Source organism: Myxococcus sp. CA005 (assembly GCF_006518205.1).
Lineage (GTDB): Bacteria > Myxococcota > Myxococcia > Myxococcales > Myxococcaceae > Myxococcus > Myxococcus xanthus.
The window spans coordinates 1-24,223 of record NZ_SRLV01000111.1; the positions used below are offsets into that span (position 1 = coordinate 1).

General features: G+C 68.3%; 15 protein-coding genes. 11 read left to right on the forward strand and 4 right to left on the reverse strand.

The window, feature by feature from the left end; translation table 11 throughout:
* Positions 1–344 precede the first annotated feature (344 nt).
* The 9 genes from mnmG (at position 345) to FMQ63_RS32825 (ending at position 16,575) form a co-directional block, all read left to right on the forward strand.
* Positions 345–2,192: a tRNA uridine-5-carboxymethylaminomethyl(34) synthesis enzyme MnmG gene (gene mnmG / locus FMQ63_RS32780; RefSeq protein ID WP_011557396.1), complete on the forward strand. Its 1,848-nt coding sequence runs from the start codon at positions 345–347 to the stop codon at positions 2,190–2,192.
* Positions 2,193–2,290: 98 nt separating this feature from the next.
* Positions 2,291–2,944, forward strand: coding sequence for a 16S rRNA (guanine(527)-N(7))-methyltransferase RsmG (gene rsmG, locus FMQ63_RS32785; RefSeq protein ID WP_011557395.1), 654 nt, complete (start codon positions 2,291–2,293; stop codon positions 2,942–2,944).
* Between the two features lie 180 nt (positions 2,945–3,124).
* Positions 3,125–3,781: a hypothetical protein gene (locus FMQ63_RS32790; protein WP_225909661.1), complete on the forward strand. Its 657-nt coding sequence runs from the start codon at positions 3,125–3,127 to the stop codon at positions 3,779–3,781.
* 378 nt (positions 3,782–4,159) lie between these two features.
* Positions 4,160–4,618, forward strand: coding sequence for a DUF5063 domain-containing protein (locus FMQ63_RS32795; RefSeq protein WP_020478628.1), 459 nt, complete (start codon positions 4,160–4,162; stop codon positions 4,616–4,618).
* A gap of 8,751 nt (positions 4,619–13,369) precedes the next feature.
* The gene (locus tag FMQ63_RS32805; protein WP_026113902.1) at positions 13,370–14,161 is read left to right on the forward strand and encodes a ParA family protein; all 792 of its coding nucleotides are present in this window, start codon (positions 13,370–13,372) and stop codon (positions 14,159–14,161) included.
* A 25-nt stretch (positions 14,162–14,186) separates the two neighbouring features.
* Entirely contained in the window at positions 14,187–15,077 is an 891-nt protein-coding gene (locus tag FMQ63_RS32810; protein WP_011557382.1) for a ParB/RepB/Spo0J family partition protein, read from the forward strand.
* A gap of 3 nt (positions 15,078–15,080) precedes the next feature.
* On the forward strand, positions 15,081–15,533 hold the full coding sequence (bacM, locus tag FMQ63_RS32815) for a bactofilin BacM (protein ID WP_011557381.1): 453 nt from the start codon (positions 15,081–15,083) through the stop codon (positions 15,531–15,533).
* 2 nt (positions 15,534–15,535) lie between these two features.
* Complete coding sequence (locus tag FMQ63_RS32820; RefSeq protein ID WP_011557380.1) at positions 15,536–16,081, forward strand: hypothetical protein; 546 nt, start codon at positions 15,536–15,538, stop codon at positions 16,079–16,081.
* Positions 16,082–16,380: 299 nt separating this feature from the next.
* A complete protein-coding gene (locus FMQ63_RS32825; protein ID WP_020478624.1) occupies positions 16,381–16,575 on the forward strand; it encodes a hypothetical protein in 195 nt (64 codons plus the stop codon).
* A 65-nt stretch (positions 16,576–16,640) separates the two neighbouring features.
* Here the strand turns inward: FMQ63_RS32825 and egtD are convergent, their stop codons facing one another.
* From egtD to FMQ63_RS32840, 3 genes are all read right to left on the reverse strand, one after another.
* A complete protein-coding gene (egtD, locus tag FMQ63_RS32830) occupies positions 16,641–17,666 on the reverse strand; it encodes an L-histidine N(alpha)-methyltransferase (protein ID WP_011557379.1) in 1,026 nt (341 codons plus the stop codon).
* 9 nt (positions 17,667–17,675) lie between these two features.
* Positions 17,676–19,019, reverse strand: coding sequence for an ergothioneine biosynthesis protein EgtB (gene egtB, locus FMQ63_RS32835; RefSeq protein ID WP_171452361.1), 1,344 nt, complete (start codon positions 19,017–19,019; stop codon positions 17,676–17,678).
* A gap of 207 nt (positions 19,020–19,226) precedes the next feature.
* On the reverse strand, positions 19,227–19,427 hold the full coding sequence (locus FMQ63_RS32840; protein WP_020478623.1) for a hypothetical protein: 201 nt from the start codon (positions 19,425–19,427) through the stop codon (positions 19,227–19,229).
* Between the two features lie 474 nt (positions 19,428–19,901).
* Here FMQ63_RS32840 and FMQ63_RS32845 point away from each other — a divergent pair, with 474 nt between their 5' ends.
* A complete protein-coding gene (locus tag FMQ63_RS32845; protein WP_011557375.1) occupies positions 19,902–20,423 on the forward strand; it encodes a hypothetical protein in 522 nt (173 codons plus the stop codon).
* A 98-nt stretch (positions 20,424–20,521) separates the two neighbouring features.
* Positions 20,522–20,902 carry a helix-turn-helix domain-containing protein gene (locus FMQ63_RS32850; RefSeq protein WP_011557374.1) on the forward strand — a complete coding sequence of 127 codons (381 nt, stop codon included), beginning with the start codon at positions 20,522–20,524 and terminating at the stop codon, positions 20,900–20,902.
* 1 nt (position 20,903) lies between these two features.
* Here FMQ63_RS32850 and FMQ63_RS32855 read toward each other — a convergent pair whose 3' ends face one another.
* On the reverse strand, positions 20,904–23,762 hold the full coding sequence (locus FMQ63_RS32855; protein ID WP_043612091.1) for an Ig-like domain-containing protein: 2,859 nt from the start codon (positions 23,760–23,762) through the stop codon (positions 20,904–20,906).
* Between the last annotated feature and the right edge of the window lie 461 nt (positions 23,763–24,223).

The window sequence follows — 24,223 nt, forward strand, 5'->3', positions numbered from 1 at the left end:
CAACCCGGGGGGGCGGGCGGTGCCATTCCTTTCTCCCCACGCGACGATTTGGTTTTTTGCCGCCCGGGACGGGGGGCGCGGTCCGGCTCGAAAGCCGGGCCCGACCTTCCGCCAGGTGGCCGGTGCGCGCGAGGCAGACAGCGCCTCAACCCCTCCCACTGCCTGCCTCGCGCGCTTCCGTAAATTCTCGAACGAGGGCAGGGCAGGGCGCTCGCTCCATCGGGCGCCCTCCCGCTCTCGAAGGGCCTTTGCTTGCCAAGGGCCCGGGTTGGGCGCCATACGAAGGCGCGAAACGGCGGCGGGGCAGGTCAGCCTGCCCGCGTCGCCCGCGACCTTCGTGAGACATGGGACTCCGGTACGACGTCATCGTGGTGGGACTGGGCCATGCGGGCAGTGAGGCGGCGCTCGCCTGCGCGCGGATGGGATTGGCCACGTTGGGCCTGACGCTGAAGCGCGAGCGCTCGGCGGTGTTGAGCTGCAACCCGGCGGTGGGTGGCACGGCCAAGGGCCACCTGGTGCGTGAGCTGGACGCGCTCGGCGGGGAGATGGGGCGCGCGGCCGACCAGGTGGGCACGCACTTCAAGACGCTGAATGCCTCCAAGGGGCCGGCGGTGCAGGCCTCGCGCCTGCTCTGCGACCGGGATGCCTACGCGGTCGGCATGCAGGCGGTGCTCTTCTCGCAGCCGAACCTCACGGTGCGCGAGGGCGAAGTCGCCGCGCTGGTGGCTGGCGGAGGCCGGGTGGAGGGCGTGGTGTTGGGGGACGGCACGCAGGTGTCCGCCTCCGCGGTGCTGCTCACCACGGGGACCTTCCTCCAGGCGCTGATGCACGTGGGCGAGCAGAAGGAAGTCGGCGGCCGTCTGGGGGACGACGCGGCGCGCGGGCTGTCGGAGTCGCTGCGCGCGCTGGGCTTCACCCTGGGCCGCTTCAAGACGGGCACGCCGGCGCGGCTGGCGCGCGCGAGCATCGACTGGGACGCGCTGGAGCCGCAGCCGGGGGACACCCGCGTGCGGCCTTTCTCCTGGCGCACCAAGGTGGAAGGGGAGGGCGGGATGCCGTTTCCCCGTCAGCCCTCGGTGACGTGCGCGCTCACGGAGACGACGCCGCGCACGCACGCGGTGCTGCGCGACAACCTGCACCGCTCGCCGCTGTACCAGGGGGACATCGTCGGCCGGGGGCCGCGCTACTGCCCGTCACTGGAGGACAAGGTGGTGCGCTTCGCCTCGCGCGAGAGGCACCAGGTGTTCCTGGAGCCGGAGGGGCCCACGTCGCCGCTGGTGTACCCGGCGGGCCTGTCCACGAGCCTGCCGGCGGACGTGCAGCTCACCTTCCTGCACACCATCCGGGGCCTGGAGCAGGTGGAGGTGGTCCGCTTCGGCTACGCGGTGGAGTACGACTACGCGCCGCCCACACAGCTCAAGGCCACGCTGGAGACGAAGGCCATTGCCGGCCTGTACTTCGCGGGGCAGCTCAACGGCACCTCGGGCTACGAGGAGGCCGCCTTCCAGGGCCTGTGGGCCGGCATCAACGCGGCGCTCCAGTTGAAGGGCGAGCCGCCGCTCCTGCCGGGCCGCGACGAGGCCCACGGCGCGGTGCTGGTGGATGACCTGGTGACCAAGGGCGTGGACGAGCCGTTCCGCATGTTCACCAGCCGCTCCGAGCATCGGCTGAAGCTGCGCGAGGGCAACGCGGACCTGCGACTGGCCCGTCACGGGCACCGGGTGGGGCTGCTGCCGCGCGAGGCCTTGGAGCGGGTCGAGGCGCGAGGCCGCGCGGTGACAGAGGAGGTGGCTCGGCTGAAGCGCACCGGGCTGGCGGCGCGGCTGCGGCGGCCGGAGGTGACGTACGCGCAGTTGGGCGAAGGCCGCGAGGACTGGCCCGTGCTGTCACCCGACGTCGCCGAGGAGGTGGAGGTCGAGGTGAAGTACGAGGGCTACGTGGCCCAGGCCGCGAGGGCAGCGGCGCGCGAGGCCGAGTCCACGGACCGGTGGCGGATTCCGGAGGGCTATTGCTTCCATGAGGTGCGGGGTCTGAGTTCGGAGGCGGTGGAGAAGCTGACCGCGCATCGGCCCGGGACGGTGGGACAGGCTCGCCGGATTCCGGGGCTGACGCCCGCCGCAGTGTCGCTGCTGCTGGTGGCGCTCAAGCGCGGAACAGAGGCCCCCGCAGTCTGCGCTCAGCCCGAGGATTGATCAAATAAGGGGCTGTGGACAACGTGTGGGAAACTTTAGGGCGTGCTGTCTCCTGAATGATTCCAGTGGGTTGTAGGTAGGTTTGACGTGGAGGGCTTGTGGATAACGCGCGGTTCGAGGATCAGCTCGCGGCGGGGTGCCGGGCGCTGGGAGTGACGGTGGCGGCGGACCTGGGGCCGCGGCTCCAGCGGTTGATGAGCGAGCTGCTCAAGTGGAACGCGAAGGTGAACCTCACGGCGATTACGGCGCCGGAGGAGGTGCTGGAAAAGCACTTCCTGGATTCGCTCGCGGTGTTGCCGGAGGTGACGGGCGCGGCGACGTTGCTGGACCTGGGCGCGGGCGCGGGCTTCCCGGGTCTGCCATTGAAGCTCGCGCTGCCCGCGCTGGGCGTCACGCTGGTGGACACGGTGGGCAAGAAGGTCGCGTTCATCAAGGCCGCGGCGGCGAGCCTGGGGTTGCAGGGTGTGCGCGGTTTGCACGCGCGTGCAGAAGGCCAGCCGGAGACGGAAGGGATTCCGCGCGCCGAGGTGCTGATTGCGCGCGCCTTCATGGACCTGCCGGATTGGCTCGCGCTGGCGCCCGCGTATGTGGAGCCGGGCGGACGTGTGGTGGCGATGCTCGGCAAGCCGCAGACGGACGCGGAGCTGGCGGCGCGCGCGGCGGAGCGGCAACTGCGCGTCGTCTCCGCGCGGGCGTACCGGCTGCCGTTCTCTGGCGCCGAGCGCCAGGTGGCGGTGTTCGCCAAGGAGTAGGGGAGGGGAGTGCCGCCGTGCGCGCCGGCCCGTGGGTGATTCCGGGCGGTGTGACACGGCGGTGTTTCCTCCCGGGGATGCACGGCGATGCTGAGTGACTTCAGCAGCGCGCATCCCGGCGGCAGGGAAGGGTGGCGCGAGCCAGGGGCCTCGTTAGGTTTCACGGCGGAGGTGCCACGCATGCAGCCGCTTCCGACGGACCGTCCACGCGCCTGGTTGTTCGAGCGTCACGCTCACGCCGTCACGTTGAAAGCCTCGCGCTCCAGCTTCGAGCGCCAGTGGGGCCCTCCACATTGCGTGGTGACTCGCGATGACGGCCGCTTCCAGGAGGCGCACTGGGGTTGGCGCAGCGAGTGTGGGCTCGAGTTGGTGGTCGTCTCGATGCGAGAGGCCGACCGGTTCCACGTCTTCATCGAACCCCTGGAAGTCGACCACGCCCTGGCCCACCTGGGGTTGAAGGACGAGGTCGTGGAATGGCGAGCGGACGCGGGGTTCCCGCTTCCGCGTGAAGGCTGGGTTGTCACGCGCATGGATGAGACGGGCAATCGCTACGACGTCGCGCAGTCGCCCGAGCGCGCGCACGTGGCGTGCTTCGCGCGCATCCTCGAAGACCGTGCGCACAAGCAGTCGTACTACGTCGAGTTTCGCGGCACGCCAGCCGATGAGGACGCCGCGCGGAAGGACTGGGCCGTCATCCGTCAGGACGAGTACGGCAATCGTGCGGAGGTGGCTCGGCTTCAGTGTGAGCAGGGTGCTCGCGCATTCGCTGATGTCTACGAGGCGGACCCACGGCACAAGCAGACGTACTTCGTGGAGCCCGTGGCTCCGCGTTCGTGAGTCCTGTTCGAGGGTGCGGGGTGGGCGTGTCGAACTGGCTGCGCGCACCTCGCGCCCCGCGTTGGCGTTGAACCGTCGATGTCGATCGGAGCAGCAGGCGCTTGCTCACAACGATGCAAGCGCATCATTCGTGCGTTCAGGGTGGCAGCGAGCGTTGCTGTATCGCGACAGATTCCTCCACGGGCAGCCCCAGTCAGAGCAGGCGCCGTACAGTCACCGGCGCGAGGACGTGTACGTCAACGAGCTGTCACCGGCCTCCCACGTTCTGGCGTAGCTGTCGGCTTGGGTTCGCGGCTAGGGCACCGTGCATCCTCACAAGGACCTCTGTATGCGCTCGCGACAAGAGCACCGCGCGCTCTCCCGGTGCGGAGCAACTCCATGACCCGGAAGGACATCCTCGAGGCAGTGAAGAGTTTCGTCGGAGTTCTCGACGAGCAGAATCACTTTGAGGACCGCGAGGGAGTGCTGCGTGCTTCCCTGGACCGGCTCGCGCTGGCCTACCATTTTGCCGACGCCCCGTTCGACCCTACGAAGTATCCGGACGCGCCTCGTGCCGACTACAGGTCCCTGCGAGAGTGCATCGCGCCACTCTTTCCCGCCCTCGGCCTGTACAACGAGGCGTTGCACATCGCGGACAAGGTGGGTGAGTCCGAGTTCAGCATCGGCGACGCCATCGACGACCTCACGGACATCGCGATGGACATGCACAGCGTCCTCTTCCGCTGGGAAAACACGAGCGAAGGAGATGCGCTCTGGCACTTCCGCTTTGGCTTCGAGACCCATTGGGGACTGCACCTGCGAAGCTTGCAGCTCTACCTCCACCAGCGTGCCTGCTGATGTGCCCAGCAACTCGCGATGGTAGCTGAGCCGCCGCCGATTCCCCTGGCTCCCGAGGCGCTAGCAGGGGAGGGGACGCGGCCCTGCTTGGTGCATGTCCTTGTGCGCAGTGGCTCGGAAGCAAGGCCGGCAACCTGAGCTGCAGGTCGGTCGCTCGGTGCATGACCTTGCGCGCAGCATCTGGAGAGCATCATTGGTCGCCTGCGCTGCACGTGGGTCGCCGTATGCAGGACGACGGGTGGTTGGATGATGCGCCAACACGGCCGAGTCACTGTCCATCGAGGTGCATGTCGAGGCGTGGGTTGTTGATGGAGCGCTGCGTGGACACGGTCAGCTCACCTCCCTCGGGCAGGCAGGACAACGCTCGTGCCGTCGGATGCGCGGAGTCTGTCGAAGGCGATGTCCGTGAAGAGAGGCCAAGTTGAAGTCCTCGCTGACTAGGCAGCTAGGCCAGCGCCTGGTTGGCGTGTCTGCGCCGAACGCGGTGTCTTCATCGCACGGAAGAGGCCCACGTCGTTGATGCTGCCGGCGGGCTCGTCATCCTGAACGCTGCATCCGTGCGCCCGGAGTTGGGGCAGTCCGAGCATCGGGCGCGAGCGAATGTCGTGACACGGCGCCTCGGGGGACTTGATGCAAGTCGGGATGGGGTGACGACGACGTGCATCCTCGCCGCGGTTTCGTGCGCACGGGACGACGCGTCCGTCCTGTGCGGAGCGGTCTGAGTCCGTGGTGCTTCGATGCAGTCGAATGGATGGAGATGCATCGCATGTCCGACTCGGTGATGCCGTCTCGTAGAGGCGCGCGAAGTCTCCCCGACTGCGCTCAGCTGAGGGCCGACTTGAGGTGACGAAGACACCCGGGATGGAGCTTCGCGTTCGGCCACTTCGTGCGCGGTGCTGCTTGAGGCTTCGGGGTGGTCATGTGCCCGCGCGTCACCGGTGGGGACAGTGGCTCGCTTTCCTGTGGGCCTCCAAGTCCGACTGCATGTTGGTGCCTGACCGCGCTGCTCGCGAACCGGTGCGGTGACCGAGCTCGCAGGTTCATGCGCGCGATGCGCGGTATGGCGCCAGTTCAGGTCGTGATGGTCTGCGTGAAGCGGGCGCCTTGCTTGGGTCCAGGTGTTGGTGTGGTGCGCGCCTGCACTTCGTCATCCTGGGACAGCCCCTGGGACGTAGCGAATGCCGCCGGGGACAGGGGTTCTTCAGCGGCTGAACCGATGGGTCTCGTTCCACGTGGAGCAGGGGAGGGGAGCGCTCGTCATGGCGACCACGTCACGCATGTCGCCGTGGCTCCGCGAGCGAGCGGCACCTTTGGCTCAGGCACATGCGAACGGTGATGCGTGATGGCTGCGCCACTTCTCGCGAGGGCTCTCATCCGGCGCGCGTTCATCGGGCTCATGCTTCACGCGGACCGTGGTGGCACCGGTTTCGACATGGAAGCGCTCCGTGAGTCGCGATGTGCAGGCGGTCGCATCGACATGAGTGGGCGCGTGCCTGTTCTGGACGAACCGCACGTTGATGGGAGTGGGCGTCGAGCATGGCCTCGCGGTGGATGCGCGCGGCGCCCGACCGGCGCGCCGACCTGGATGCCTGCGGAGTCGATGACCGGACCGATGTGGATGCGAGCACGGCATGTGACGGGCGGATGCCGTTCGCTTTCGTGACGGGTCCAGGTTCCCGTTCCACGTGGAACGGGACGCTTCGCATGCCCATGCGTCGTGGTGGAGGACACGTCTGGTCGTGGGTATGGCTCAGGCCCCATCAGCGTTGAGCGCGGGCATCTCCTGCACACGCCATCAGGGAGAACTGGCGGCGCGGGTGCTCATGCTCGGGACATCGCGTGGTCCGGGGGGCCGGAGCGTGGGTGACGGGCGTCAGTTGTTCGCGGGCCCAGCCTGCGGCTGACCTCGTCTTCGACCTGGCGCTCGTTCCAATTGGAATGTGGAGCGCCTCACCTCAGAAGCGGTCGTCAGTTGTTCGCGTGCTCACCCAGGTGCTCGCGCCGCACGGCGCGCGGGGAACTGCGAGCACACGGCTTCGATGAGCGCTCATCCACCTTGGCCGAGCCGTTCCACTTGGAACAGGACGATGGATGCGCAGGCCGTCGTACTGACCGGAGTGGCTTGCTCAAGCCGGTGCCACCGCCGTTCCCTGTTGAGCGAGAAGGCGCGAACTCGTGGTCCCGTTGAACGGACGCGACGTGCTCATGCGCGGGCCCCTTGCTGTTCCACGTGGAACGGGGATGCGGGAACGAACGGATGTGGCGTGTTGCTCGTCCCTTCATCGTGCCCAGCGAAGAAGGAAGGAGGGAGTGCATGGCCGCGTTGGACGAACGTGGCTGGCTCATGCGCGATGCCTCTCGTGGTTTCACGTGGAACAGGAAGAAGGGACGCGTAGGTGGCCACGCTGAGCGGGTGTGGCTCGCTCATGCGCGATGCCTCTCGTGGTTCCACGTGGAACAGGAAGGAGGCGTTGGTGAGTGCTCCCGCTGGGCGAGTGCGACTCGCTCATGCGCGATGCCTCTCGTGGTTTCACGTGGAACAGGGGATGGCGAAACCACGTGGTCGTGCTGAACGAGTTCGGTTCGTTCATGCGCGATGGCCTCGGTGATTCCATGCGGAGGAGGAAGAGGTGTTGGTGCGTGGCTGCACGAAGTGGGTGCGGCTTGCACATGCGCGATGCCAGCCGTGGTTCCACGTGGAACAGGGGAGGGCGAAACCACGTGGTCGCGTTGAACGAGTCCGGTTCATTCATGCGCGATGGCCACCGCGGTTCCATGTGGTGGAGGAAGAGGTGTTGGTGCGTGGCTGCGCGAAGTGGGTGCGGCTTGCACATGCGCGATGCCTTCCGTGGTTCCACGTGGAACATGGAGACACGGCACAAGCGCGCGGTCGTGCTGAGCGAGTTCGGCTCGTCCATGCGGAGAATGCGGATGTGTTGGCGCGTGGCTGCGCTGAGCGGGTGCGGCTCGCACATGCACGATGCCCGTTGCCGTCCATGTAGTGCGGGAGCTGGAAGTGCGCGGCGCGGTCTGATGCGCGCAGTTCTTCTGCCTGACCGTTCCACGTGGAACAGCGAGACGGTCTGAGCTCATCGACATGGGCACATCGCAGGGATGCGCGAACGCTGGAGGTCCCTTCGCGGAGTCCGTTGCTCGTTCCACGTGGAACATGGCCGGGGCTGTGAGCACGTCAGCGCGGAGAACAGGCGCCGTTCGCTCATGTGCTCGAGTCATCCTTCGTTCCACGTGGAACACGGAGGCCATGAGTGAGTGGCCGCAGTTCCCGAGGTGGCGTGAACACGCGCAGCGCTCGCTACCCGTTCCACGTGGAACATGGAGATGCCGTGCCTGAGGGTGATGCGCGAGCGCCTGCTTCTTCGCGTGCTCAGCTCACGGCGTGTTCCACGTGGAACGCCGCGGCGATGTGCAGTTGGAGTGTTGGGCGCGGTTGGCGCGCTCAAGTGCGTGTTCGGTTCCACGTGGAACATGCGGACGCGATGGGCGTGCTCGCGTGCGCTGCTTCGAAGCGTTCCACGTGGAACGCGGGTGGCCGCAGCGGCACGCCAACACGGCGGTTGAGCGTGCCTCAGTTCTTGGTAGCGCCTCATCACGTGTTCCACGTGGAACGTGGACGCGGCTCATCGAAGCGGATGAAGCCACGTGGTCCGCCACTTCTTGGGCTCCCAGTTCATGGATGCGTTGGCCGTCTCGCATGCGTGAGATGCACGCTGCTTGTTCCACGTGGAACGCGAACGCGTGGCGTGCACCCGTGCGTGTGCGCGGTGCATCGCCAGTTCCACGTGGAACGTGGGCAGGGCTCGGGCGCGAACTCGTGGGTCATGGAGGAGCTTGGTCATGTGGCGGGTTCGGTGGCGTGCGTTCCACGTGGAACGCGGCGACCCGTCATCCCTGGTGTTGGCCAGCGCCGATGAGCAGCGGCCTTCGCCTTGCTCCATCTTCCAGATGGCTCGGCCTGCGACCTCTTCATCAATCACCGCGTGGTGGCGTTCCCGCGAGTTCGCGAACGCGTGTTCCACGTGGAACGAAGAAGCGGCGCATGAGGTGCTGCTTCGCGGTGGTTGGAGGCCGCCGCTCGGCATGCGCACTTCGCGGGGACGGTGATGGTGGTGGGGCGCCTGCGCACCGCATCGATTCGCGCATGCGCTCCGCTTGGCGTGAGTTCCTGACGCTTGGTGGGAAGGATGCGCGTGCTGATGCGTGCACCTCAGTGAAGTGGATGGCGCGGCTGCTCATGCGCGGGTTGCTCAGCGCCTGTTCCACGTGGAACGCGGGATGGATTGATGGTGGGCACGCGCGCAGCGCCGGAGAGTTCGCTGACGGCTCCGCGTTCAGGCTCGTGATGCGCTCATGGTTCATGGAGTGGTGAGTGCTCCACCGGGTGGCGTGGAGAGGTGTCGCAAAGGGGCCTGCGCTCATCCACCATCCAGTGCCTGCTCCATGTGGAGCGCCTGATGCGCTTCGTGATGCATGGAGGCCCCAGATGGGGGCTCTGACTGGCGGCAAGTGGAGCCACCTTGATGCACGCGCTCCATGTGGAGCGCCCGTGTGCGGTGCGGCGCCAACCACGCAGGCAGTCCAGTGCGCATGCTGATGGAGATTCCTGGGCAGTGTCGGTCGTGCGTTGGGCGGGCTCCATCCCGGCGCTCCGCGCTGAAGTTCCCATGAGCTCTTCGACATCTGTGCTGAACGCGGGGCGTTCCACGTGGAACGCGTTGAACGTCGAAGTGGTGCTGACGCTGCGTTACTGCGTCCCCGCGCACGTCGCTTGGTGCGCGCGAGGGATGGCGAGCTTCAGGTGGAGCCAGCGGTGAGGACTGGCGATGGCGTGGGTGGCCGCATCAGCGCGAGCGGATGTTCTGCTGTGCTCAGGTGAGCTGCGAGCCCAAGTGGAGCAGGTGGTGCGGACTGGCGATGGCTGGGACTGTCGCGTCTGAGCGAGCGCAGGCCACCACATGCTCGGACGAGCTGCGAGCTCAGTTGGTGTGGTGGGTCCAGACCGGCGGTAGCTGCCACTGCCGCATTCGGCTCGGCCAGATGATGCAGCCTCGTTCCCGCGCGGATAGGACGCGATGGCGGTGTGGAAAGTGGGGCGAGGACTGACGGCAACGCCGACTGTCGTATCGGGACGACCGCATGTCGCCGGGTGTTCGAGGGGAGGCGGTGCGAGGCCCCGTGGAGTTTGGGGGTCTACCGGAGACAGCTCGAACTGCCGCATTGGCACCGTCGCACGCTGTCCTGACGTGATGGTCACCAGGTGCGAGTCCCGTATGGAGCTCGCGGCGACGATGGACAGTGGCTTGAACTGCCGCATCGGCGCGGCTGTGCACTATCGGGAACGCACTCGCGATGAAGTGCGAGTCCAAGGGATGGAGCCAGTGGCGAGGATGGGTGGTGGTTCGGACTGTCTCGTTGGCGAACCTGCATGTCGTCCGAGTTCATGCGCAACGAGGCGCGAGGCTCGAGCCGATGGCGCAGACGGCGAGAAGTCGTGCTGACGTGGATGAGCTGCGGCGTCGGTATGGCCGCGTGGCGTTTTGAAGCGATGGGCATGAGACGCGCGTTCCGCGGGGAACAGTCGACGCGGAGCGGCTGCAACTCAGACCGAGGGGCTCAGGGGCTCGCCGTCCGGAGTCCATGCTCACCGAGACGTGAATGGCTCGTGATGCAGTAGGCGAGAAATGGTGGCAACTCAGCCTGCGACGTCCGTAGGGCCGCAGGTCGTTCGGAGCTCATGATCACCAAGGCGCGAGTTCTGTGTGACGCAGCCGACGAGGCCCGACGGCAACTCGCACCGTGACGTCAGCCCGGCCACATGCGGTCCGGAGTCTCTGCGCGCCGAGGCGCGAGTGTCGCGTGATGCAGTCTACGAGGGCTGGAGCCGCCGCAGACCGCGACGTATGCCCGGCCACATGTGGTCCGGAGTTCATGCTCATCAATGCCGAGGTTCGTGTGGCTCAGATGGCAGGGACATGCGGCCACTCATCGCGGCGTGCGGATGAAGCGAGCAGTCGGCGACTGTTGAGTGAGAGGAGGTACCGCCTGCCATGTCCGGTACGCATTCGCTCGACCTGCGCGAGCGGTCCATCGCAGCTTGGCAAGAGAGCCCCCCACCCCTCCTGGCGGCCATTTCTCCGCGCGATGCAGCCGGTGGGTTGGCCCACCGGGGCGACGCAATCGCTCAGCCCTTTTGAGGCACGCGATGAGGCGAGGCGCCCCAAGGGCCGGGGCGCACCTCGGCAGCTCGCTGTTCGGAAATGTCGGGAGATTTCGCGGCGCAAAACCCCCGACATTTCCGAACAGCGAGCTACGGGAGTGACTCCGGCTCCCCCGGCGCGAGGGGCCTCCTGTGGGGGCGCGCGGTCCGGGCAGCATGAAATCCACCACGGAGGTGATGGCATCCACGCGCGCCGTGCACTCACGAGGTGCCCCCGCGCGCATGCACTTCTACGCGAACCGCTCCGTCCTGCTGTCGCTCGTCCTGCCCTGCCTGGCGCTCGCGAGGCCCTCGGGCAACACGTCGCGGAGGGGGCGCCCACCGCGGCGGCTCCGTCGCTCAGCTCATCTGAGCTGCGCGACCAGACTGCGACACCGGTACGGCGACACCTCTTCCGGGGCTCATGGGCAACGAAGAGCGAGTCCCGTGTGGTGCAAGTGGTGAGTACGGACTGCCCTCGTGCTGCTGCATCGGTACGGCGGACGTTTGTCGGGCGCCCCGGCTCAGCGGGGTGTGAGTCCCGGGTGGAGCAGTCGGTGTGGACGAGCAGCAATTCGGGCCACGTCATCGACGCGGTCGCATGTCACCTTGAATCTCTGGCTCAATGCGGAACCGGACTCAATGTGACCGCGGAGAATCTGCGGCCCACACCACTCCGTCCCGCTCAGGGGTGCGCTATCTAGTCCCTGTTTCTGATGGGAAATCAGGGCACCTCGGTTGAGGCATCGATGTGACGGCATGCTGCCTCGCGATTCGTGAGGCGCTCAGTGGGCGTGGATCTCCCGGTGATGTCTCCGAACGCAGAACCTCATCGATGCGACATCTGGCGTTGCGTACCCATGTCGAGCGGCTCGCCTTCGGCACACTTGGCGGGCGCGAAACGAGCTCACCATGGTTGGCGAAGTCCGAAGGAGTTCCTCGCCTGCCGTCATTGGATGCGTGTCCCTGATGCACATCCCTGCGACGGAAACCTCGTGCAGGTGTGAGTCGCCATCCGCATCGCCGTTCGTCGCGGTGTGCTTCGGCGCGACCGCTGTCCGTCCCGAGTGGTGAGTCCACTGAGCTGGACCGACAAGTGGACTGACCTCGTCGATGCGATGCTGCGGTCGTTGGCGGAAGTGAGGGGGATGGGCCCCCTCCCGGAGTCCGCTTCGACCATCTGACCTTGTCAGACGCGTCGCGCGCGATTCCGAGCGGGTAGGGCTTCGCGGTGGGATTCCTCGGCCAAGGGGGAACCGATGTGCGTGGCCATGTGGACCGCTGGCGGCGAGGCGCATGCGGACGGCTGACATCGAGGCTCATGTGAAACCACCGTCGCCATGCGCAGGACTCGCGCGCCCGTTCCACGCGGAACATCCGGAGGCGTGTCATCGTCACCCGAACCGATGATTCATCGACGCGTGCAGGTTGCACTCGGCAATGCCTGGGCCGCTTCAACGCGCGTCGCATGGGGTGGCGGCATGGCTCCACTACTCGGCATGGGCGCTTCCAGTCGGGTGCGTGCGTTCGCTGCACTCATCTGGCTTACCGCGCACATCCCGGGAGCGACGCTCAGCAACGGTGCCGCATCGCGCGGGCGAGATAGAGCAGCTGAAGTGCCAAGGCCTCGCCGGAACCGGCTCCGCACGGGTCTGCGAGGCGATACATCGGCTGCTCCACGCAGATGGGCAGCGCCAAGCCGTCGGGATGCGGCACTACCGGACCGACCACTGCCAATGGCACCGCGTCGTGCCCGAGGATGGCCCACCACCAATAGCGTGTGATGCGCTGAAGCAATCAGCGCGTGCCTTCCGCGCGCCAACCGGCAACCCCGACCGCAGCCTCACGCGGGCATCGTGCGAAACGCACCCGCTGCCCGCGACAGCATCACCGCGTGAGGACAGGACCCTCGGACGCACGCGGCGGCCCGAAACGCGCGGCTGCTTCCACGTTCAGCCAACCCAAAAGCCCGGCCTCTCGCGAGAACGCGACGCGCGTTCGTAGCCTCCGCTCGAAGTCCACCGCCGCCGCCCCCCTGAAAACTGGCTCAAAGGTCCGCGAACCCCGCAAACAGACTTGGCATGTTTTATTCCGCGAGGGCTTCCTTCCCGCCTGCTCACTCGCTGCACGGCCGCAGGGTTCCACGAGGAACGCGCCGTCTCCAGCCTGGGGGCGCCGTGGCCACGGCGGGGCGGAACAGGTGCGGCCCGGTGGGGGCCCTACGGACCGGCGGCTCGGCCGCATCATTATATAGGGGGCTGACACGGGCCCTCCGTGGCCCCGTTCGACTGGCACCCCGGCGCACCGCCTCCTTATATAAGGAGGCACACCCGGCCAGCCTCCAGGCCTCTTCCGGGCACCCGCCACCGGCCTCCAGGTCCGCGCAAACCCCCGAGAAGAGAGCAGGGAAGCAAGGCTCGCCGTGAATTTGATCCGATACCAAACCGCGTGCTAGCAGCGTGGATCAGCGCGCAACCGTGCACTGCATCACGCGCGGGGCCCTGGCCTACGGCCGGGGAGAGAGAGGATGGGCCACCGTGGGTCGTATCATCTGCATCTCCAACCAGAAGGGCGGCGTCGGGAAGACCACCACCGCCATCAACCTCGCCGCGAGCCTGGCCTCCGCGGAGCGCCGCACGTTGCTGGTGGACATGGACCCGCAGGGCAACGCGGGCAGTGGCCTGGGCATCAAGCAGGACAACATCACCGGCACCATCTACGAAGCGCTGCTCAATGACCGGCCCATCCAGGAGCTGCTCCACCCCACGGAGCTGCGCTACCTCCAGGTGGTGCCCGCCACGCCGGACCTCACCGGCGCCGAGGTCGAGCTGGTCAACCAGGACAACCGCGAGTTCCGCCTCCGCGACGCCCTGCGCCCGCTGGCTGCCGAATACGACTACATCATCATCGACTGTCCGCCGTCGCTCGGCCTGCTGACGCTCAATGCGCTGGCCGCCGCGGACTCCGTCCTCATCCCGCTTCAGTGTGAGTACTACGCGCTCGAGGGACTCTCGCAGCTCACCCACACCATCGACCTGGTGAAGCAGGGCCTCAACCCGGACCTGAAGATGGAGGGCATCCTCCTCACCATGTTCGACTCGCGGGCGAACATTGCCCACCAGGTCGTCGAAGAGGTGCGCGGGTACTTCAAGAAGCAGGTGTTCGAGGTCATCGTGCCGCGCAACGTGCGCCTGTCCGAGTGCCCCTCCTTCGGAAAGCCCATCATCCTGTACGACATCAAGTCGAAGGGGTGTGAGAGCTACCTCGCGCTGGGCCGCGAGCTGATGAAGCGGGACACCCCCAAGAGCCCTCGCAGGCGCGTGGCTTGAGCCGCGCCCTGGCTGGAGTCACGACGTGGTGAAAGCAGACATGCAGAAGCGGGCCCTGGGGCGCGGGCTGTCCGCCCTCATCCCCCAGGCGGGCGCCACCGGGGCCGGCAAGGGTGAGCAGGCCCCCAAGGCCGGCGTCCTCAAGCTCCCCATCGAGTCCATCCACCGCGACAAGGACCAGCCGCGCACCTACTTTGACGAGGAGAAGCTCAAGGAGCTCTCCGAATCCATCAAGGCGCAGGGCGTGCTCCAGCCCATCCTCGTCCGCAAGGACGGCGACGGCTACCGCATCATCGCGGGCGAGCGCCGCTGGCGCGCCTCCCAGGCCGCCGGCCTCAAGGAAGTGCCCGCCATCGTCCGCGACGTGACGGAGGTCCAGGCCTTCGAGCTGGCCCTGGTGGAGAACCTCCAGCGCGCGGACCTGAACCCCATCGAAGAGGCGGAGGGCTACAAGCGCCTGGTGGACGAGTTCAAGCTCACGCAGGAGCAGGTCAGCGTGCGCGTGGGCAAGGAGCGCTCCACGGTGGCCAACGCCCTGCGCCTGCTTGCGCTGCCCACGGACGTCAAGGGCATGGTGGCGGATGGTTCGCTCAGCATGGGCCACGCGCGCGCGCTCCTGGGCGTGCCCCGGCTGCCGGAGCTGCAGAACCTGGCCAAGCAAGTCGCGGACAAGAAGCTCTCCGTGCGTGACACGGAGCGGCTGGTCCAGCAGAGTCGCTCCAGCGGGAAGAAGGACGCGGGCAAGGCGGCACCGAAGCAGAGCCCGCAGGTGAAGGCACTGGTGGAGGAGCTTCAGCGGCGACTGGGTACCAAGGTCCGGCTCACCGAACGAAGCCCCGGAAAGGGCACCATCGAGGTGGACTTCTTCTCGTACGATGACCTCGACCGGCTCTTGAAGCTTCTCAGGAAGGAGTAGGACGTGGCGCTCCTTGGCGGGAAAAAAGACGAATCATCCAGCAAGCCTCTGTTCAGGCGGGAGGAGGAATCCGTGTCGCAGCGTTCTGGTGAGGTCCACACGCTCCTGGGCAAGGGGAGCGAGTTCGAAGGGAAGCTGACCTTCGAAGGGCAGGTCCGTATCGACGGCAAGTTCCAGGGGCAGATCATCACCAAAGACGTGCTCGTCATTGGGGATGGCGCCAAGGTTCAGGCCGAAATCCAGGCTGGCACCGTCATCATCAACGGCCAGGTCGAAGGCAACGTGAAGGCGACGCAGATCATCGAGCTGAAGACGCCCGGCCGCGTGAAGGGCAACCTCGAGACGCCGTCGCTGTCCATGGACCGCGGTGTCATCTTCGAGGGCTCGCTGAAGATGGAGAACCTGGGCACCGCTGGCGCCCGGCCGCCTCCGCCTCCGGGTGGCGAGAAGAAGTAGACGTGCGTTCCTGGAAGCACATGGCGCCAGCTTCACTGCTGGCGCTCACCCTCCTGGGCGGCTGCAAGGGCTGTGGCCAGGAGGATGCTGCTTCCGGTACCGGAGAGGATGACGGCCGTCCGTCCTCCATCCGCTCCGGTGTGAAGGTGCCGCTGCCGGATGGCTGGTCCGCGCTGGTCGCGCCGGATGAGAGCTTCCAGGCGGGCCCGCCCGGCCGGCCCGTGTTGCGGGTGGACCTGCGGCGCGGGGACGGCGAGCAGCTGCCCTCTGTGGACACCCTGGTCGACCGCGTCCGCGAGGAGCTGAAGGACTTCGAGCTCTCGCTGGACCAGGAAGAAGAGACGGAGCGCTACTCGCTGCTGCGCATCACCCTGGCGCCCAAGCTGGCGGATGGGGGCGTGGGCCCGGAAGCCCCTGGCTTCTTCGGCGCGCGGCGCGTGGGCAACGACTTGTTCCTCTGTGCCAGCCTGCCGGGCGCGTCCGCCGAGGATGTGCTGCGCGCCACTGAGGCCTGCCGCGAAATCCAGGTCCAGGGCGCGCTGCCATAGCGAGCAGCACCGCGCGTCCAAGGCAATCACACGTCGAGACAGGTGGGAGTGTCTCCTCCTGGCGGAGTCGATGCAGGCGAGCAGGCTTCCGTTACCGCCTCGTGAACATCTGGCGCGGCTCGGGTGTCCCAACGTTATGCATTTCAGGGTGCACTTCCGTGCACGCCACGCCGACATTGACGCTCAGGGACTTCCCCTGGCCGTCACGAATCTCTAACCTCACCCTCCCGGACTGCGTTGGGTGCTCGCCTCGGACCCATCCAGGACCTCCACGCAGTGCCCTCGCAAGGAGTCCCCGCATGTCGTTCTCCGGAATGCTCCCCCTCCCGTTCGCCACCGTGGACATCGCACCCGTGGGAGAGCAGCTGATCGCCGTGGGCGGCCTCGTGGTCGCCGGGCTGGGGGCGCTCTGGGCCGCCTGGACGCGGCCGTCCGCGCAGCCGGTGCCCATTCCCGTGCGCGGCGGCTCGTCGCGCCGCAACCCGCGTCGCTGAAGCACCGCGAAGGGCGCGAAGGCGGGGTGAGTCCCCGCCCGCGCCCCTGAAAGCAGCACCCCGCCTCAGCGCTTGAAGGCCAGGGAGAGGGCGAAGTCGCCCGCGGCGTCCGTCCACCACTCGGCCAGCGTGAGTCCCGCGGCCGACAGCTCGGATGCCACCTGCTGCTGGTGGAACTTGCAGCTCACCTCCGTGCGCAACACCTCCCCTTCGGCGAAGTCCACCTGCTTGCGCAGCGTGGACAACCACACCGACTGCGCGCGCCGGGACACCAGGCGCATCTCAATCCAGGCGTTCTTCTCGTCGAAGGGCGCGAAGTGCTCGAAGGCGTCCGGGTCGAAGTTCCCTCCCAGCTCGCGGTTGAGCACCTTGAGCACGTTGCGGTTGAACTCGGCCGTCACGCCCGCGCTGTCGTTGTAGGCGGCGTACAGCCGCTCGCGGTCCTTGATGAGGTCGGTGCCCAGGAGCAGCCCGTCTCCCGGCTGCAGCCCGGCGGAGAGCTGCCTCAGGAAGAGCGCGCGCTGCGCCGGCTTCAGGTTGCCGATGGTGCCGCCCAGAAAGGCCACCAGCCGCCGGCCGCCGTTGGGGAGCTGGCCCAGGTGGCGCTCGAAGTCGCCCACCACCGCGTGCACGGTGATGCCCGGGTACTCGCGCGCCAGGCCCGACGCCGCGCGCCGCAGGAAGGCCTCGCTCACGTCGAAGGGGACGAAGCGCGCCAGCCGGCCCGCCTCCTCCAGCGCGTCCAGGAGCAGGCGCGTCTTCTCGCTGGTGCCGCTGCCCAGCTCGATGAGCGTGTCCGCGCCGCTCAAGCGGGCGATGTCACCGGCGTGGGCCAGCAGGATTTCCCGCTCGCGCCGCGTCGGGTAGTACTCCGGCAGCCGGGTGATGTCGTCGAAGAGCTGGCTGCCACGCTCGTCGTAGAGCCACTTGGGAGACAGCTCCTTGGGCGTGCCGCACAGGCCCTGGAGCGCCTCTTCCCGGAGGGCGCGCTTCGCGTCGCCCGGTTTCACGTAAACGTCCACCTGGACTCCCGGCGTGTGCTGCGCGTCTTCGCCCGGAGTCGCCACCGTCGGTACCGTCGTCACCCGCATCGCCTCACCTCACCTCGCGTTCCGTGCACAGCGGAAGCCGGCGAAAATCTGCCGGCGGTTGGGGAAGTCCCAATTGCGGAAGCCGTTGCGCATTGCGACCGGTGCGCTGGCCCACGCGCCTCCTCGGAGAACCTTGTAGGACTCGCCGAAGAACACCTCGGAGTACTCGGGGTACGGGAAGGCGCTGAAGCCCGCGTACGGGCGGAAGTCGCTCGCGGTCCATTCCCACACGTCGCCCAGCAGTCCCCAGACGCCGTCCTGGCTGACGCCTTGTGGGTAGCTGCCCACCGGCGCCGGGCCCCACGTGCTTCCGTCCAGGTTGGCGCGGGCCCGGGTGGGCGGCGTGTCGCCCCAGGGGTACTCGCGGGGGCGGCCGTCACTGCCGCGCGCGGCCTTCTCCCACTCGGCCTCGGTGGGCAGCCGCTTGCCGGCCCAGCGTGCGTAGGCGTCCGCCTCGTACCAGCACACGTGCTGCACCGGCTCGTCCTTGGGCAGCGGCTCCACCTGGCCGAAGCGCCGCCGCAGCCAGGTGTGGTTGCCCTGGGGAAGCCAGAAGCCCGGGTACTTGAGCCCTTCTGCCTGGATGACCTCCCAGCCCTTGGGGTGCCACCAGCGCGGGTCCTCGTAGCCACCCGCCTCCACGAAGACGAGGTAGTCGCCGTTGGTGACGGGGTGCGCGTCCATCAGGAACGGAGCGACGTGCTGGGAGAACGTGGGCCGCTCGTTGTCGTAGGCCCACGGTGACGTGCTGCCCAGCCGCGCCTCGCCGCCGGGGATGAAGACCTCCGCCTGCGGCACGGCGCCGGGCCGGGGCCGCGGGCGCGCCGAGGGCACGTGGTACTCCGGCGACGTCATGAGCTGCAGCGTGGCGGCCAGCGTCTCCGCGTGCTGCTGTTCGTGCTGCGCCACCATGCCGAAGACGTAGCCGCCCGCCAGCAGCGGCGCGGTGCTGTCCTCGGGGAGCCGGTGCAGGTGCTCGCGCACCGCCTCACGCACGCGCCGCGCGTAGGCGAAGGCGGCCTCGGGTGGCAGCAGCGGCAGCTCGGCGCGCGTGGAGCGCGGGTGCCGGAAGGCGTCATAGATGGCGTCGAACGCCGGGTCGGTGATGGCCGGCGCCCCCAGCGCCCGGAGCAGCCACTGCTCCTCGTAGTTGGCCACGTGCGCCACGTCCCAGATGAGCGGCGACATGAGCGGGGAATGCTGACGGCGCAGCTCGTCCTCGGGCAGCCCGCCGAGCATCGCCAGCACGCGCGCGCGCGCCGTCTCCAGCTCGGTCCAGGCACGGGACTTCCAGGGCGGATGGGCCCCGCCTTCCTCTCGCGGGTGACTCCGTTCCTCGGCCATTTGGAACATCACCCGTCCAAGGTAGGGAGGCGCCCGGCGCGGAGGTAAGCCCCCGCCTCACCGGCGCCCGAGCGGCTCGTGAAGGAGCGCACGTTGCCCGCGCGCCCCCAACGCCTTGTCTCTACGCCGGGCGTGGAGCCTCGTCCTGGGCTCAACCGGGAAATCCTCCAGGAAGGTTGAAGCTCAAACACTATACCCGGCCCTGAGCGGATCCGCTCAGGGCTCGTTGGGGACGCGGGCGAGGCCGAGCAGGGTGAGCGTGCGTGAGCGTTCGTCCCACGCGTACTCCAGCTCCAGCCCGTGCTGCGGCACGACATGCCGCGCCACCAGGCCGTTGGCCGCTTGGGGCTCGCGCAGGGCCGGGTCGCCCAGGCGCTCCAGCACCTGCTGGAGTGCATGGAAGGTCTCCGCCGTCATGCGGCCCACCTCCCGCCACGCTTGGGGTGCGTAATGCACGCGGTGAGGGCCCTGTCGTTGGCGGAGCTGCGGCATATCCCGGTGGTCCTTCGTCCTTTCCGGGATGCTCCGTATGCCAACGGCGTGCCCACCCTCCGTCGCTTGGATTTTCAACAAGCTGGGGCAGGTGCGGGGTGACCCGGGCTGCAGGAGTTACAGGCTGGCGACAGCGGAGGCAGAAGAAAGGACAGGCTCGAAGTCCCGGGAGTCACTGTTTGACGGCCTTTCGGGGCCGCCTGGCCAGGTCCCATCCGGGGGTGCGTGACGCGAATGTCCCGGCAGCGGGGCGCGGCTTGGAAATGCGAGGCCGGCCCGGTGGCCGACCAGGGAGGCGGCGTCGCGGACCTCCGCCGCGTCGTGGCTGCCCGCCTGTGCCGGGCATGCCCAGGTTGAACGCAGGGCCGAGCATGCGGCGGGCCCAGGCAAGGAGGAAGGATGGCTCGGCGGAGGTACACTCCCTGGTCCGCCACCAACGGCCTGCTCTTTGGCATGGCCGCGGGCGTGGTGCTGGCATTGGCGGAGGTGGTGCTGGCGGTGGCGTCGGGGGACAACCCGATGCATCCGGTGCGGATGTCCGCCGGGGTGCTCCTGGGGCCGTCCGCCTTCACGGCCGCGGTCTCCGACAGCACGGCCCTGCTGCTGGGCATGGGCGTCCACCTGATGATTTCGGCGGTGGTGGGGCTCTTCTACTCCGTGCTGGATGCGTTCCTGCCGCCAGACGGGCGCAGCCGCTGGGAGTTCCAGGCCGCGGTGGGGATGCTCTACGGCATCTTCGTGTGGCTGGTGAACTTCCAGTTCATCGGGCGTGGCTCGTATCCGTGGTTCCTGGACGTGCCGCAGTTCCCCCAGATTGTGGTGCACGCCTTCTTCCTGGGACTGCCGCTGGCGTCGCTGTTCACCGCCGCGGAGCGTCGCCGGCTGCTGCTGGATGCGGCGGAGAGCACCCCCGCTCGCTGAGACTCGCGAGCGCTTTGAAAAAACGCGGAAGGTATGGTGAAAGTACCCGACCTTGAGGGTTAGCTGGGCCGGCCCTTCTTCCGTGGACTGATACACGCATGGACACAGAACTGGCGAGCATGCTGGGGGCCGCGTCGAGGGCCGCCCGGGTGCGGATGGGGCTGACGCAGGCGGATGTCGCCGAGCGCATTGGCATGGCGTCGGAGGTATACGGGCGGTTGGAGCGCGGCCACATGCTGCCCAGCGTCCAGAACCTGCGCCGGCTGTGCATGGTGCTGAATGTGCCTCCTCACGAACTGCTGGGCCTGGGCGAGGGCTTCACCGCCCCGCCGCCGGTGAAGGAGAAGGCCGCCGCGAAGAATCGCGAGGAGGACACGCCGGAGATGCGGCGGCTGATGCGCAACCTGCGCAAGCTGACGGCGGTGCAGTTGAAGCTGATGAACCTGATCGCCTCGGCGATGCAGCACAAGAAGAAGTAGCCTACGGCTGGTTCCGCGTGACGAAGGGGAACGTCTGGATGGCGAAGTTCCCCGCCGGGTCATCCATCCACACCTCCACGGTGTGCTCGCCGTCCACCAGCTCGCGCGTGTCCAGCTCCGCCGACCAGGTGCCGTCCGGCTGGAGCGTGGCGGCCCGGATGCCGGAGCCATCCCGCGTGAAGGCCACCCACCGCACGCCGCTCACCGCGTCCGTCACCCGCGCGGTGATGTGAATCACGCCGCTGTACGTCTGCCCCGGCACCGGCAGCAGCAGTGAGGCCACCGGCGCGGCGTCGTCGTAGCGCACCGTGCGCGACAGCGTGGCGCGCATGCCCGTCTCGCTCGTCACGTCGATGGTGAACGCGTTGTCCCCGGGCACCAGGTCCAGCGTCGCCTGCACGCCGCCGCCACCCCGGGGCAGCGTGTACGTCCGCCCCGTGGACAGCGTCACCGTGGTGGCGGACGCGGAGTACACGCCGATGTCGTAGGGCATCGCGTTCCCCGGCTGCGGCCCGACGAGCCACCCATCCGGCAGGCCCGTGGACACCCACGGTGCCTCCGCGTCCACCCACACCGTCAGCATCTGCTCCGTGACGTGGCCTACCGAATCCGTGGCTCGGACCAGGATGAGGTTCTCCCCCGGCCACAGGTCCACCCGGTGCGTCACGTCCCCGCCGCCCGCGGGCACGTCCGTCACCTGCACCCAGTTGGTCTCCACGCGCACCGGCGACCAGTCACGCACCACCATCCGCACATCCACGCTGTAGGAACGCAGGGCCGCGCCGTTGGCCGGTGAGAGGAAGGTGAGCTCCGGCGCGGTGTTGTCCACCATGACCACGGCTTCCTCGCTGGCGATGCCGCCGAACGAGTCGGTGGCCACCAGCCGGATGACGTTGGGCCCGTCCATCAGCGGCAGCACCGTGTCCACGTAGCCGCCGCTGGGGTCGGGGGCCACCGGGTGGCTGACGCCCTGGATGACGAAGGTGGCTGAGTCGATTTCCGCGCCCGCCGCCAGCGGAGTGACGAAGCCGCACACCTCCAGCGTCAGCGCGTCCGTGAAGCCCGGCAGTCCGCACAGCGTCACCGACGGCGCGGGGAAGGGGGACGGGTGCACCTCCACCGCGAACGACGCGGAGCTGCCCAGCCGGTTCTCCCGCGCGGGCGCCAGCGTCACGCCTGAATACACCGCGCGCAGGTCCCGGACGCCCACCTCGCTCCAGGTGGAGGCGCGCGGACGCCACACGAAGGAGTAGACGCCGTCCCCGTCCGCGTCGTTGTCCGCGCCCACCGTGACACCCGCCACGGAGAACGTCACCACGCCCATGCCGGGGCCTCGTGCCTCCCAGCCGCGGTCATCCACCACGCGCGCGGACAGGGTGTTGTTCAGCGCCACCGTGAGCTGTCCGTCCACGGGCGAAAGCAGCGTGGTGGTGGTGGGCACGCCGTCGGTGGGCGGCGGCGGGTTGGTGTAGGTGGTGACGCGCACCGAGCCCTTCACTCCCTCCGCTTCCTGGGAGGCCGCCACCACCATGACGTCCGAGGTGAGCGACGGCTCCAGCCCCTCCGGCGCGGTGATGGTGAGCGTGAGGGTGGCCTCGGTGTCCGGTGCCAGCTCCAGCGTGGTGCGGCTCAGCGTCGCCGTCCAACCGGTGAGCCCGCCCTGGGTGCTCAGCCGGTAGCTGTCCGTCCGGTAGCCGTGGTTGCGCACCGTGACGGGGTAGGTGACGGACTGGATGCGTGGCAAATCATGCTCGAAGGGCCGGCGCGACCCGCCGCTCACAGTGACGCCCACGCTGTAGTCGCCGAAGCACGCCAGCCCCAGCGAGGCGAAGGTGGTGGGGATGTCCGGATAGCGCGTGTCCGCGCCCCAGCTCCCGTTCACCGCCTGCCGCGCCTTGAGCCACTCCAGCGCTTCTGACATGCGCCCGTCCGCGCCGGGCTTCCGGCCCGCGAGGCACAGCGCGTACAGGGAGATGCCGGTGGCGAACTCGTCCGGCACGTCGCCTTCCAGCGAGCCCCAGCCCGGTGCGCCTCCGCCCGCGCGCGTGGACAGAAGCCGCGTGGCCATGGTGTCCAGGGCCTGGGTGTTCACCGCGTTGGCGCCGGGGCCGGCGGCCTTGAGTCCCACCATGGCCCACGCCACCTGGTGCGTGTAGCGCTGGCCGTCGGTGGCCGGGCCGTCCGTCCAGTCATTCATGTGCGCGCGCACGTAGTCGGCCGCTCGGTCCAGCGCGGCCTGGTACTGCGAGGCCTTGGCCGGGTCCACGCGCTGCCGGGCCTGGGCAATGGCCGTCATCATCCGCGCGGTGACGCCGACGTGGCCGTAGCCCACCGGGTAGAAGGGGAAGTCCTCGCGCCAGCGGCCGGTGGCCTCCTGCCGCGTCAGCGCCCAGTCCGCGGCGAGCACCAACGCGTCCGAGTACCGCGTGCCCAGGTGTGCGTCGTAGCCCGCGAGCCCGAAGGCGGAGTAGCTCGTCTTCGCGTTGGGATAGAAGATGCCCTCGTGGAACCACGAGCCGTCCGCGCGTTGTTCGGAGACGAGCCGCCCGGCGATGAACTCCAGGTTCTCCCGGTTGGTGCGCCCGTTGTACGTGAGCGCGTCCAGGTCGTAGCCGGTGGTGCGCGCGTTCGCGAGGCCGAACATCGCCGCGCCGTGGCGGTGACACGACGTGCAGCCGAAACGCACCGACCAGTTCGCCGCGTCCGCGCTGAGGTAGTTGATGGCGCGCTGCGCGGACTCGGCGTTGGTGGCCGCGCGTGCGGGCCCGGCGAGCAGCAGGCCCGTCAGCGCGACGAGGAAGAACGTGACGCGCGCGAGCGCGGCGCGCGGCAAGGCAGGAGAAGCGGCGTGTGAGGGCATGGGGGGCTCGCTCGAAGGATACCGCTCTGGGTATTCATGCAAGCAAAGCGCCCGAGGAAGTGAGCGCATGCCTGTCGTGGAGGCATGACAGCCATCATCTTCACGTGAGGGTCGCGCCCCACCCCGAGGCCACTTCGCCCCGAGGCAATCGAGACACATGCGCAATCCATGTTCATCGCGCTGACGCGCCGCGTGTGCGGCTCCCGCGCGATTGACATGACACGCCAGACATTCGCTGGATGCCGTGCTGGCGGTGAATCACACGCATTCACGCGACAGGCATTGCCTGGCGTCATCGCGGTGCTTCGTCGGGGCGGCGCGCGTCGCCTGGGGGCGGTGCTTCGTTTCCAGGGACGGGCGTTTCCGGCGGCAGTTGTGGCAAGGGCCAGCCTTCGAACAGGGGCCACGCGCGGTACATGGCCCGGCGCTCTTCGGGGGTGAGGGGGCGGGCCATGTACCGC

What these genes read in the sequence shown, in the direction of transcription:
- FMQ63_RS32840 (WP_020478623.1), bottom strand. Translation starts at nt 19,427, where the DNA reads ATGACGGCGGAGACCTTCCATGCACTCCAGCAGGTGCTGGAGCGCCTG.
- FMQ63_RS32855 (WP_043612091.1), bottom strand. Translation starts at nt 23,762, where the DNA reads ATGCCCTCACACGCCGCTTCTCCTGCCTTGCCGCGCGCCGCGCTCGCG.
- FMQ63_RS32850 (WP_011557374.1), top strand. Translation starts at nt 20,522, where the DNA reads ATGGACACAGAACTGGCGAGCATGCTGGGGGCCGCGTCGAGGGCCGCC.
- FMQ63_RS32845 (WP_011557375.1), top strand. Translation starts at nt 19,902, where the DNA reads ATGGCTCGGCGGAGGTACACTCCCTGGTCCGCCACCAACGGCCTGCTC.
- mnmG (WP_011557396.1), top strand. Translation starts at nt 345, where the DNA reads ATGGGACTCCGGTACGACGTCATCGTGGTGGGACTGGGCCATGCGGGC.
- egtB (WP_171452361.1), bottom strand. Translation starts at nt 19,019, where the DNA reads ATGTTCCAAATGGCCGAGGAACGGAGTCACCCGCGAGAGGAAGGCGGG.
- FMQ63_RS32825 (WP_020478624.1), top strand. Translation starts at nt 16,381, where the DNA reads ATGTCGTTCTCCGGAATGCTCCCCCTCCCGTTCGCCACCGTGGACATC.
- FMQ63_RS32790 (WP_225909661.1), top strand. Translation starts at nt 3,125, where the DNA reads ATGCAGCCGCTTCCGACGGACCGTCCACGCGCCTGGTTGTTCGAGCGT.
- FMQ63_RS32795 (WP_020478628.1), top strand. Translation starts at nt 4,160, where the DNA reads ATGACCCGGAAGGACATCCTCGAGGCAGTGAAGAGTTTCGTCGGAGTT.
- egtD (WP_011557379.1), bottom strand. Translation starts at nt 17,666, where the DNA reads ATGCGGGTGACGACGGTACCGACGGTGGCGACTCCGGGCGAAGACGCG.